The following is a 12,264-nucleotide window of genomic DNA, read 5'->3' as shown; positions in this document are numbered from 1 at the left end:
TCTTGCTCGGTAGCGTTATTGACTAATGGAATGCGTACGATTAGTCAGGAAACCTGTAAAGGTCCATTTGATGTTGGACTAAGATAGGGGGGCGATGCTAACAAGTATCTCAGTCCTAGTAGACAGACTGAGATACTTAGTCAATTATGACGTGGAGATTTGACCCGTTGTAAGAGGGTCTACATCCAGATCATTCACTTTCTCAATGAATTCCTCTACCACCTGTTCTACTTCTTCGTCATCTTGTTCAAAGTAGGCTAGGTTGAATATTGCATCACCTTCATTGACCAGCGGCAGTGTTTGTTGACCGATAACAATACCGCCTTTACGGGCGATGAGTTCGATTTCACTGTGTCCCAGTGGAGCACTGATGTATGCCAATACTTGCCCTTTTTCGACTTTCTCGCCCAGAGTCACCACAGTGCGAAGAATGCCGTCACTTTCCGCACGCAGCCAACTGGTTGACTTGGCAATAACGTGTGTTGGCAGCTTTTTGCGAGTTGAGCGTAGCATACCGATAGCCTGCATTACTCGCTGAACTCCAATAAATCCAGCACTGATACAGATTGGCTCGAAGCGTAATGCTTCGCCTGCTTCATAGGTAAGAACAGGGATACCCAGACGTTCAGCCTCACTGCGTAAAGAACCATCTCGTAGAGGAGCATCAATGATCACAGGAGTCGCAAATGCCTGAGCAATGCGAAGTGTTTCAGGATTACTCAAGTCGGCACGCAGTTGAGGTAGGTTGGTTCGATGGATGGCACCGGTGTGGAGATCGAGTATGTAGTCACAACGTTTGGCTACCTGAGAGAAAAATGTGTATGCCATACGTGATGCGAGTGAACCTTTTTCACTACCAGGGAAGCAGCGATTTAAATCTCGTCTATCAGGTAAATAACGTGATTTGTGAATAAAACCAAAAACGTTAACTATAGGCACAGCAATGAGTGTTCCTTTTAGCTTGTTAACGTCAATGGTGTTAATCAGTTGTCTTACGATTTCAACGCCGTTGAGTTCATCACCGTGGATCGCCGCATTAACCATCAGTACTGGTCCTGCTAGCTTGCCGTTGATGACCTCAACCGGAATTGATAGTGGCGAGTGGGTATAAAGTCTTGCTGCATCTAACTCTATGACCTTACGTTCTCCCGGTGAGATAGACTCACCGAGAAATTCAAAAACGCTATTTATTTTAGCCTTTGCCACGAGTTTTAGTCCTTTTACTTGCCGCATTTTTCTCTATGAATTCGACAATCATTCCAGCAATGTCTTTACCAGTTGCGGTCTCAATACCTTCAAGACCTGGAGATGAGTTTACTTCCATGACTAATGGACCGCGATCTGATCTTAATAGATCCACACCGGCCACATTTAGACCCATAATTTTAGCGGCTGCAACTGCTGTACGGCGTTCAGTTGGGGTGATTTTTACTAATGATGCGCTACCACCACGATGTAGGTTGGAGCGGAATTCACCCTCTGCACCTTGACGTTTCATAGACGCAATCACTTTATCGCCAATGACGAAACAGCGAATGTCAGCACCGCCGGCTTCTTTAATGTACTCTTGCACCATAATGTTTGCTTTAAGACCCATAAAGGCTTCAATAACACTTTCCGCCGCTTTACGAGTTTCAGCTAAAACAACACCAATACCTTGAGTACCTTCAAGTAGTTTTATCACTACTGGAGCACCACCAACCATGTCTAAAAGGTCTTTTACATCGTCAGGTTTGCTTGCAAAGCCAGTAATAGGCATGCCAATGCCTTTACGTGATAATAGCTGCATCGAACGCAATTTGTCACGCGAGCGAGTGATTGCGACCGATTCGTTAACTGGATATACGCCCATCATCTCAAACTGACGTAATACCGCAGTGCCATAAAATGTAACTGAAGCACCAATTCGAGGAACAATAGCATCAAAGCCAGATAGCTCTTCACCTTTAAAGTGAATTTCTGGTTTGTCTGAGTTGATATTCATATAACAACGTAGCGCATCAATCACTTTTACTTCGTGACCACGGATTTTTGCTGCTTCAATTAGACGCTTCGTTGAGTAAAGAGTCGAGTTGCGAGACAGAATAGCAATTTTCATTATTTGTTTTCCTCGAAAGGGACTAAAAACGATTCTACAGGGTCGACGATGATACGATTATGCATTGCTGTTCGACCTAATAACATGCGAAAAGCCATATTTTCGCGATTAGTTAAAGTAATTTCTATTGGCCAACTTTTTCCGCCAAGTTTTATTTCTGATTCGATAACATAGCGTGACTCTTCATGTCCGCCCGAATCACGAACTATACGTTCATCAATAACTTTCGCTTCACATACAGTTTCGAAGTCCGTGTTATGTTGCATTGGGTGGATCCAGAATCTAACCCAAAGAGCTTCGTCCTTTTTAAAGCTCTCTACTTTGAATGCGTGTAAGCATGAGGTCCTGGCTCCGGTATCAATTTTTGCATTAATTTCTTCAATACCTAAACCCGGCAGGCTGAGGGTTTCTCGCCAACCTACTAATAGTTTTTCTTTCATCGCAGTAACAATATATTTAGAGAGAATTTAAGACACTCTAATGAAGTGAGCATCCCCGACATAACGCGGTTGACTACCGATTATATGGCTTGAAGAGGGTATGAGAATTTACCCTAAGGCGCTTCAAGGACGGCGACTGTAGCAACCATGCTATGGTGTGACTAACGAATTAAAATTGCCGTCACAACAAATTATACTTATTAAACAGTAGCATATAAAACAAAAAAAACCAGCTAATGTGAGCTGGCTTTTTGAATTACTTTTACTAATGGATTGGTGAATGTTATTTATTCGGAATTGCTTCTAACAATGCCACCATTTGATCCCAGAATAGAGTGACTGTATCGATCTTAACCTTTTCATCTGGAGAGTGTGGGAACTTAATGGTTGGGCCAAAAGAAACCATATCCATATTAGGGTAAGGTTCTTTGAATAAACCACACTCAAGACCTGCGTGAATGACCATGATGTTTGGCTTGTGTCCGTAGATACCTTCATACATATCGCGGAAGATGGCCATGATCTCTGAATCAGCATCTGGTTTCCAACCTGGATATGCACCAGAAAACTCGATATTTGCACCGGCGAGCTCTGCAACAGAAGTCAACATACCTTCAACTTGTTGGCGACCAGAATCGATCAGCGATCGTACTAGGCATAGTACGTTGATGTGATCTTGTTCAGTCGTTACAACGCCAACGTTTAGCGACGTTTCAACAACGCCTTCTATCTCATCACTCATACGAATGACGCCATTCGGGCAAGCGTTCAATGCCGCAATAAAACGTTGCTGGTCAGCAATGGAAAGCACTTCTGACTGAGTTTCGATTGCTTGATTAAATGAGACAACGTCAGTTTCAACTTTACCCAGTTCGGTTTTTATCAAGTTGGAATAGAAGTCAAACAGTTCAGCCAGTTTAGCTTCGTTTTCAGCTGGAATTGCGACGGTAACAAATGCTTCACGAGGGATCGCATTACGTAAGCTACCACCACGGAACTCAATGAGGCGAAGATCTAACTCTTGAGCATGACCCGCTAAGAATCGAGCAAGTAATTTGTTGGCGTTCCCACGACCTGTGTGGATATCACAACCAGAGTGACCGCCTTTAAGTCCTTTCAGGATCAGTTGGCGAGTAACAAGACCAGCAGGAATCGCTTCACGAGTAATATTGAACGTCATTTCACCATCGATGCCGCCCGCACAACCCATGTAGACTTCACCTTCTTGTTCAGAGTCTGTGTTTAGAAGAATATCGCCTTCCAACCAACCCGCTTCCAAACCAAATGCGCCAGTCATTCCTGCTTCTTCATCAATAGTAAGCAGAACTTCGATTGGACCATGTTTGATCTCTGTTGAAGCAAGCACAGCTAAACAAGAAGCCATACCAATGCCGTTGTCAGCACCTAACGTCGTACCTTCTGCGGTAACCCATTCCCCATCTATATAAGGTTGGATAGCATCTTTTGTGAAATCATGATCTGTGTCTTCGTTCTTCTGCGGCACCATATCGATGTGTGCTTGGAGAACAACACCTTTCTTGTTTTCCATACCTGGTGTCGCGGGCTTTTTAATGAACACGTTACCTGTTGGATCACGACGAACATCTAGGCCTTGCTCTGTTGCCCAGTTAACAATGTACTGGGCAAGGGCTTCTTCATGCTTTGAAGGGTGAGGAATAGAACAGATCTTATCGAAAAACTGCCAAAGTGGAGCAGGTGATAAGTTGCTGATTTCAGAATGGAATTCAGACACGGATGACTCCTTTTTAAGAATAATGCCAGATCATATGATTTGTAATCTTAATAATGTAGAGAATTAATCTGCATCTGGCCTATTAAGTAGAGGCACAGAATATCACTCCCAGAGTCGCGGGTGTAGTGAAACCGCAGCTGAATTATCTTGTGGCTATCACAGAATACGGAATTGTTTCGACTACGCTATGTGGCTAGATTCGTATAAAATGTAGGAAAATAAAACAATAAGCTGATAATTCTGTAATTTAATTACGGAATTATAATAATTTCTACTAGGTTTTAAATTTTTTGTGACTTTAATCACTTTGATGCTTGTAATTAAATTTCTTTGAGGTATATTTGTAACCAACTTCCCAAGCGAAGAAAGAAATGCTCAAAGGATGAGTCCGATTTGTCGCCTCCAAGGAACCGAGAAATCAATATTTGTAATCTGTTTTAATTGATTTAGAAGGTGATAGTTATGAAAGGTTTACCAAGTGCAGCGTTCTGGCTAAACAGCTCTGTTTACACAGGCAGCTTTACTTACCCAACAAGCTTCGGTTACTAACCCTAAGCTTGTCACTCTCGAACAGTTTGTTCACCCCTATTATTGGAATTCTTTACGGCTCCTATATAGCTGACATGATTCAACCGCCACTCAATCTGAGTGGCGTTTTTTTATCTATCCTTTTCCTCTACTCGATATATTTCTTGATTTAGGTGTATCGACCTATCTACCTAGTTATTACGCATTTAGGCACATATTTGTTTGCTTCTTCGCGCGAGTTTCCTAAGAAGAGTTTTCCGTTAGAGTAAAAAAGTGTCTTTTGAAAACTCTCTACTCAATGATGTTTATTGACTGAAATAAAACAAGAAAACACGCTTGCCTCTCATTGTTGTTTGTTTGAAATGTCGTTTTACAGTTAGAAATATTGATTAGAGTCATAATTCTATCTGGAATTTACTATTTGATGACTTTATAATTCGAGCCAATCGATTACGCAACCGTTTACTTTTTACCCTTTTAGGATTCGATCATGTTCGAAAAACTGTTCAAGCTCAGTGAAAACGGCACCAACGTTAAAACTGAGATCATCGCTGGTATTACTACTTTCCTGACGATGGCTTACATCATTTTTGTCAACCCAGCAATGCTTGCAGATGCAGGTATGGACAAAGGTGCTGTGTTCGTAGCAACCTGTCTTGCAGCTGCGATCGGCTGTTTCATCATGGGCTTTGTCGCTAACTACCCAATCGCACTGGCTCCGGGCATGGGTTTGAATGCCTTCTTTACCTACGGCGTAGTGTTAGGCATGGGCCATTCGTGGCAAGTTGCTTTAGGCGCGGTATTTGTATCGGGTCTGATTTTCATGGCGTTGAGTGTATTTAAGATCCGTGAATGGATTATCAACTCAATCCCAATGTCACTGCGTACAGGTATCTCTGCGGGTATCGGTCTCTTCTTGGCTTTCATCGGTCTACAAAATTCAGGTATCGTTGTTGATAACCCAGCAACACTTGTGGGTCTAGGACATATTACAGGTTTACAACCAGCGCTTGCTGCTCTGGGCTTTTTCCTGACCATTGGTTTGGTGTACCGCGGTGTGCGCGGCGCGGTTATGATCGCGATTCTTATTATCACTGCATTGGGTCTAATCGTGGGTGATGTTCAGTGGGGCGGCTTCATGTCTATGCCACCAAGTGTTGCACCAACATTTATGCAGATGAATATCGTTGATGTTTTTGAAGTGGGCATGATTTCAGTTGTATTCGCGTTCCTCTTCGTTGACCTATTCGATACGGCGGGAACACTCGTTGGTGTTGCAAGCAAAGCAAACCTTATTAAAGAAGATGGCAAGCTTCCACGTTTGAGCAAAGCGCTTTTGGCTGACTCAACGGCTACGTCTGTTGGTGCAATGATCGGTACTTCAAGCACGACTTCGTACGTTGAATCAACAGCAGGTGTGGCGGCCGGTGGCCGTACTGGTCTTACTGCTGTGGTTGTTGGTGTGTTGTTCCTACTGGCGTTATTCTTCTCACCATTGGCTGGTATGATCCCTGCCTACGCAACGGCTGGAGCTCTGTTCTACGTTGCGATTCTAATGATGTCAGGTTTAGTAAGCGTTAACTGGCGTGACCTCACAGAAGCGGCTCCGGTTGTTGTGACCTGTCTTCTTATGCCACTGACTTATTCCATTGCTGAAGGTATTGCTCTTGGCTTTATCTCTTACGCAGCGATCAAACTGCTAAGTGGCAAAGGTCGTGATGTTTCTATGAGTGTTTGGGTTCTTGCTGCGGTATTCATTATTAAATACCTAGTAGCTTAAGCGCTAACTCAGTGATTTAGTTCGCTAGTTAACCTCAAATACGCTATTTTTCGCCATAACAGTTGCTCTGTTATGGCGATTATTTTTGTAGTAGAGACAAATTCCCCATTGGTATTGTATGTCGCATCCGTTAAAATAATCGTTTGCGTAGCTTTTCCCCAGATATGTCTGGTGCAATCGTCCTGAGATTCTTGACGCGTTGCTGGGATGCAGATTTTAAAAATTATTAGGTTATTACAATGAGTAAAAAATTCATCATCACTTGGGACCAAATGCACACGTTCTGTCGCGAACTTGCTGAAAAACAGATGCCAGCAGAGCAGTGGAAAGGAATTTGGGCAGTGAGCCGTGGTGGTCTTGTTCCTGGTGCAATCCTAGCTCGTGAGCTGGGTATTCGTCATGTTGATACTATCTGTATTTCTAGCTACGACCATGATCACCAGCGTGATATGACGGTTGTTAAAGCACCTCAAGGCGATGGTGAAGGCTTCCTTATTGTTGAAGATCTTGTCGATAGCGGTGACACGGCGCGTAAACTGCGTGAAATGTACCCAAAAGCCAAACTGATCGCAGTATGTGCTAAACCAGCGGGTGTTGAACTGCTGGATGACTACGTTGTCGATATTGCTCAAGACACATGGATTGAGCAACCTTGGGATATGTCAATTCAGTACGTAGAGCCAATCAACCGTAAGCAAAAGTAGTCGCTAGATTGATATCTCGGCAAATAATTGATGGATGACCCTTTATTGGGTCATTTTTTTTATTACTATTTAGAAAATGATTTTAATTAGGTTGTACTAATGTCCGAGGAAGTCAGTAAGAACCTCTCAGAAACCTTATTCGCTAACCATAAGCAAGCGAAAGAGACTTCTGCGTTGACCCAATACATGCCAACAAGCGAGAAGTTTCTTGAAGAGAAACAGTTGGAAGATGGTTACAAGTGGTACCGAAACTTGCGCAGAATGCAGTGGGCGTGGCAGGGATTAGATCCTATCGAAATAGAATCTGTCCTCGCTAAAATTGCGGCTTCAAAACATTCTCGTACTCATGATGAGTGGCTCGACACTGTGATGGGATATCACAGTGGTAACTGGACATACGAGTGGACGAAATTGGGGATGCTACACCAGAAGCGTTCGGCCGAGCTGAAGGGTGAAATGGCGGCGGATGAGCTATTTAATGCATCGCTCTGTTTTAGTATCGCTGGCTACCCACATTTGAAAAATGACCGCCTTGCGACTCAAGCGCAGGTACTGGCAAGTAACGCTTATACTGAAGCCACTAAAAAGACCGGATATATCGTTAAGCGGATTGAAGTGCCATATCAGAAGAAGAGTATCGTTGCTCATCTCCATCTGACCAGTACGGAAAAGCCTCAGCCTGTAGTGATGGTTAGTGCTGGCTTAGATAGCCTACAAACAGATTTGTGGAGTTTGTTCCGCGATCATTTGGCGAAGAAAAACATCGCAATGCTCACTGTCGATATGCCTTCGATTGGACACAACATCCATTGGAACCTGACTGAGGACACGTCGTGTTTGCATCAGGCAGTGCTGAATGAGTTGTACAGTATCCCGTGGGTCGATCATCATAGAGTTGGTCTGATTGGTTTTCGATTTGGCGGCAATGCGATGGTGCGTTTGTCATTTATGGAGCAAGATAAAATCAAAGCGTGCGTATCATTAGGAGCACCTATTCACGATGTCTTGTCTTCGCCAGCCAAGTTAAAGCAGATGCCCAAAATGTATTTAGATGTCTTGGCATCGCGTCTGGGCAAAAGTGTGGTGGATATTAATAGTCTCGCAGGTCAGTTGATGGCATGGTCTCTTAAGGTTCAGGGGATTTTGTCTAGCCGTAAAACTCGTGTACCGATTCTCGCCATGAGTTTAGAGAATGATCCAGTCTCACCCTATAGTGACAATCAGTTAGTGGCACTTTTTAGTGATTACGGTAAAGCTAAGAAAATTAGTGCTAAAACAATTACACAAGGCTATGAGCAATCCCTCGATTTAGCGATAAAGTGGTTGGAAGACGAGCTAATTAGATGACATTTCAGCTAATTTAGACAACACTTAATCATATCGACTACCCAGACTTTTAAGTCCTTTCTAGTAGGCGATTATAATAAGTCAATGAATATGGAGATTCATTATGTCTGAACCGACGAAAAGTCCAACGCACTACCGCTTGTTATCAACCCTAAGAGCTATTGGTCCTTATCTACGAGAATTACAGAGCACGGATGGCATGTATATCTTTGATTGCTTGTCTGTGTGTGTAAACGACAAAAAATCTCCTGAACAAAGGGAGTTTTGGGGCTGGTGGTTAGAGCTCGAGAAAAACGGCGATCTATTTGAAGCTCGCTATCGAACTGGATTGTACGATGTGGCAGGTGAGTGGCAGGAGAAAGCATTACCGAAAAAAACGGTCGAAGATGTGACGCGCACTCAGGAGGCCTTCCATCAGAAACTGATAGAAACACTGGGTAAGGAGTTCGAAATACCAGTGGCAATGCATGAAGAGTCGGTAGAATTCGTCTAATTTTCGTTGCTTATTATTGTTGTTCACCAAAAAGGCGCTTTTTAGCGCCTTTTCTGCTTGTGAATTTACCATTTGATTGCTAAAACATCAGGTCTAATCGATCTTGTTAGCCCATCTTCTTGCGCTAGGGTCGTGACGGTTTTTTATTTATTTCATAGTAGAAAGGCAATGAATCAAGAAAGCGGAAAAGCATCACAGTCTCAGACCGTGGTGGTTAAATTAGGTACAAGTGTTTTAACTGGTGGCACTCTGGCTTTGGACCGAGCTCATATGGTTGAGTTGGTTCGTCAATGTGCAGAACTGAAAAAGCAAGGCCACTCTGTCGTGATGGTCTCGTCTGGCGCGATTGCAGCAGGACGCGAACACCTAGGATACCCCGCACTGCCCAACTCAATGGCAAGTAAACAGCTACTAGCGGCTGTTGGACAAAGTCAGTTAATTCAGACTTGGGAGTCATTGTTCGCTATTTATGGACTAAAAATCGGACAAATGCTGTTAACACGTGCCGATCTTGAAGACCGTGAGCGCTTCTTAAATGCGCGTGACACCATCAATGCGTTAGTTGAAAACGATATTATTCCTGTTGTTAACGAAAACGATGCGGTGGCAACCAGTGAAATCAAAGTGGGTGACAATGACAATTTGTCTGCCTTAGTTGGCATTCTTTGTGGTGCTGACAAACTGTTACTTCTTACCGATCAAAAAGGTCTGTTTACTGCGGATCCTCGCAAAGACCCTAATGCTGAGTTGATTAAGGAAGTAAAAACCATTGATGACACGCTGCGTAAAATTGCAGGTGGCAGTGGTACGACACTCGGTACCGGTGGTATGGCAACAAAACTGCAAGCAGCGGATATTGCACGCCGAGCTGGTATAGAAGTCATTATTGCGGCTGGTAGTGCACCGAACGTAGTATTTGACTCATTGGGCGAACATCCACAAGGAACTCGATTCCTACCTTGTGAAGAGGCACTAGAGAACCGTAAGCGCTGGATATTGGCGGGGCCTGCTGCGTCTGGTGATATTGTTATTGATGATGGTGCTGTGAATGCTGTAGTCGGAAAGGGCAGCAGTCTATTGGCTAAAGGCTTAACCAAAGTAAGTGGTGAGTTTGCTCGCGGAGACGTCGTGCGAGTAACTGATGTCAAAGGCAAGCTGATTGCGCGTGGTATCGCGAGCTACTCTAGTCAAGATATGGCGAAAATCGTTGGCAAGCATAGTAAAGATATAATCGGAATACTTGGGTACGATTACGGCAACGAAGTGCTTCACCGTGATGATATGGTCGTCATCCAAGAATAAGGAAAAACAAAGTGGAACTGATTTCAATGGGGATCGCGGCAAAAGATGCGGCGTTCCAACTCGCGACTGCTTCGACAGCGCAAAAAAACAAAGCCCTAGCTATCATCGCTGATGAACTTGAAGCGAATGCAGACACTATTCTAGCTGCCAACGCTAAGGATATCGCCAAAGGCCGTGATGCAGGTTTGAGCGACGCATTACTTGATCGTCTTCTTCTTAACCAAGAGCGTCTATCGGGGATTGCCAATGACGTACGTAACGTTATCAGCCTTAATGATCCAGTGGGTAGCGAGCTAGATAGCAAAGTGTTGGAAAACGGAATGACGCTGTCTCGTCGCCGTGTTCCTCTTGGCGTCGTGGGTGTTATCTATGAAGCGCGTCCAAACGTGACCATCGATATTGCTGCATTGTGCTTAAAAACAGGTAACGCCAGTATCTTACGTGGCGGTAAAGAGACTTTTTTCTCTAACATGGAGTTGGTTAAGGTCATTCAATCTGCGCTAGCGAAAGCTGAACTTCCGGCTGCATCAGTACAGTACATTGAAAAACCAGATCGTGAATTGGTTTCTCAGCTACTAAAACTGGACGATTACGTTGATATGATTATTCCTCGTGGTGGTGCCGGTCTACACAAAATGTGTAAAGAGAACAGCACGATTCCAGTGATCATCGGTGGTTTTGGTATCAGCCATATTTTTGTGGATGAGAGCGCTGATTTGGTGAAGTCTCTGGATGTGGTAGAAAACGCTAAAGTTCAACGTCCTTCCGCCTGTAATGCACTTGATACTCTGTTAGTACATGAGAAAGTGGCGGCCGAATTCTTGCCAATGCTGATCGAGCGAATCAACGACCAAGTTACCTTTGTTGTCGAAGCAAGTGCGAAGCCTTTTATGAGTGCAGCCAAACAGCAGCGCGATGCGGTAGAGGGTGACTTTGATACTGAATGGCTGAGCTACACTCTGGGTGTTAAGGTAGTGGCGGATGTTAAAGAAGCGATTAACCACATGCGTGTGCACAATGCTAGCCACTCAGATGCCATCATGACCAACAGTCTTGTTAACTCGGAGTTGTTTATAAACTCTGCTGGTTCGGCTGCGGTTTATGTGAATGCCTCTACGCGTTTCACTGACGGTGCTCAGTTTGGTCTGGGTGCGGAAGTTGCTGTATCAACCCAAAAACTTCACGCTCGTGGTCCAATGGGTCTAGAAGAGCTAACCAGTTATAAATGGGTTGGTAAGGCGAACTACTTGCCGCGCAGTTAACAAATATCGGTTAACATTGGTTGAAAAAGGGGCTAACGGGCCCCTTTTGCTTTTATTCAGAATACTTAATCCGCTAAACTGTCTGTCACTTATATGGAGGTGATATGCATTGTCCTTTTTGCTCTGAGAATGATACTAAAGTGATCGATTCTCGCTTGGTTGCTGATGGCCATCAGGTTCGTCGCCGTAGGCAGTGTCTTGCGTGTAATGAACGTTTCACAACTTTCGAAACCGCTGAACTGGTGATGCCTCGTGTGATTAAATCTAACGGGAATCGTGAACCATTTAATGAAGACAAAATGGTGGGTGGTCTTCAGCGGGCATTAGAAAAACGCCCAGTAAGTGCCGACGCAGTCGATGTTGCGATTAGTATGATTAAGTCACAACTTCGCGCAACAGGTGAACGCGAAGTACCTAGTGAAATGATAGGTAACTTGGTGATGGATCAACTCAAAGAGCTAGATAAGGTTGCGTACATTCGCTTTGCTTCTGTTTACCGTAGCTTCGAAGACATTCGAGAATTTGGTGAAGAGATTGCAAGGTTAGAAGATTAAGGC

The 12,264-nt window shown here is 44.0% G+C and carries 11 protein-coding genes; 7 read left to right on the top strand and 4 right to left on the bottom strand.

The window, feature by feature from the left end; all coding sequences use genetic code 11:
• Positions 1 to 144: 144 nt before the first annotated feature.
• The 4 genes from QTN95_RS01920 to QTN95_RS01905 all read right to left on the bottom strand — a co-directional run bounded on the left by QTN95_RS01920 (position 145) and on the right by QTN95_RS01905 (position 4,291).
• The gene (locus QTN95_RS01920; RefSeq protein ID WP_331416135.1) at positions 145 to 1,233 is read right to left on the bottom strand and encodes a succinylglutamate desuccinylase/aspartoacylase family protein; all 1,089 of its coding nucleotides are present in this window, start codon (positions 1,231 to 1,233) and stop codon (positions 145 to 147) included.
• On the bottom strand, positions 1,193 to 2,098 hold the full coding sequence (gene rimK, locus QTN95_RS01915) for a 30S ribosomal protein S6--L-glutamate ligase (RefSeq protein ID WP_331416134.1): 906 nt from the start codon (positions 2,096 to 2,098) through the stop codon (positions 1,193 to 1,195). Before rimK ends, QTN95_RS01920 begins: the two co-directional genes overlap by 41 nt.
• A complete protein-coding gene (locus tag QTN95_RS01910; protein WP_269376670.1) occupies positions 2,098 to 2,538 on the bottom strand; it encodes an ATP-dependent zinc protease family protein in 441 nt (146 codons plus the stop codon). Before QTN95_RS01910 ends, rimK begins: the two co-directional genes overlap by 1 nt.
• 283 nt (positions 2,539 to 2,821) lie before the next feature.
• Positions 2,822 to 4,291, bottom strand: a complete 1,470-nt coding sequence (locus QTN95_RS01905; RefSeq protein WP_331416133.1) for an aminoacyl-histidine dipeptidase — start codon at positions 4,289 to 4,291, stop codon at positions 2,822 to 2,824.
• A gap of 1,018 nt (positions 4,292 to 5,309) precedes the next feature.
• On the opposite strand from QTN95_RS01905, the gene QTN95_RS01900 reads away from it, so the two are divergent.
• The 7 genes from QTN95_RS01900 (at position 5,310) to nrdR (ending at position 12,261) form a co-directional block, all read left to right on the top strand.
• Complete coding sequence (locus tag QTN95_RS01900; RefSeq protein WP_331416132.1) at positions 5,310 to 6,599, top strand: NCS2 family permease; 1,290 nt, start codon at positions 5,310 to 5,312, stop codon at positions 6,597 to 6,599.
• A gap of 239 nt (positions 6,600 to 6,838) precedes the next feature.
• Complete coding sequence (gene tet(34), locus QTN95_RS01895; RefSeq protein ID WP_138973473.1) at positions 6,839 to 7,303, top strand: oxytetracycline resistance phosphoribosyltransferase domain-containing protein Tet(34); 465 nt, start codon at positions 6,839 to 6,841, stop codon at positions 7,301 to 7,303.
• Positions 7,304 to 7,402: 99 nt separating this feature from the next.
• Complete coding sequence (gene frsA, locus QTN95_RS01890) at positions 7,403 to 8,650, top strand: esterase FrsA (protein WP_331416131.1); 1,248 nt, start codon at positions 7,403 to 7,405, stop codon at positions 8,648 to 8,650.
• 103 nt (positions 8,651 to 8,753) lie between these two features.
• Positions 8,754 to 9,143: a sigma factor-binding protein Crl gene (gene crl, locus QTN95_RS01885; protein ID WP_331416130.1), complete on the top strand. Its 390-nt coding sequence runs from the start codon at positions 8,754 to 8,756 to the stop codon at positions 9,141 to 9,143.
• 168 nt (positions 9,144 to 9,311) lie between these two features.
• The gene (proB, locus tag QTN95_RS01880) at positions 9,312 to 10,445 is read left to right on the top strand and encodes a glutamate 5-kinase (RefSeq protein ID WP_269376678.1); all 1,134 of its coding nucleotides are present in this window, start codon (positions 9,312 to 9,314) and stop codon (positions 10,443 to 10,445) included.
• Between the two features lie 11 nt (positions 10,446 to 10,456).
• Positions 10,457 to 11,707, top strand: a complete 1,251-nt coding sequence (locus QTN95_RS01875) for a glutamate-5-semialdehyde dehydrogenase (protein WP_331416129.1) — start codon at positions 10,457 to 10,459, stop codon at positions 11,705 to 11,707.
• 104 nt (positions 11,708 to 11,811) lie between these two features.
• On the top strand, positions 11,812 to 12,261 hold the full coding sequence (gene nrdR / locus QTN95_RS01870) for a transcriptional regulator NrdR (RefSeq protein ID WP_138973468.1): 450 nt from the start codon (positions 11,812 to 11,814) through the stop codon (positions 12,259 to 12,261).
• The last annotated feature ends 3 nt before the right edge of the window (positions 12,262 to 12,264 follow it).

Origin of the sequence: Vibrio sp. M260112, from assembly GCF_036533775.1 — a bacterium.
Taxonomy (GTDB): domain Bacteria; phylum Pseudomonadota; class Gammaproteobacteria; order Enterobacterales; family Vibrionaceae; genus Vibrio.
Note: the sequence above shows the minus strand (reverse complement) of the source record. Positions and strands in the feature narration are given on the sequence as shown.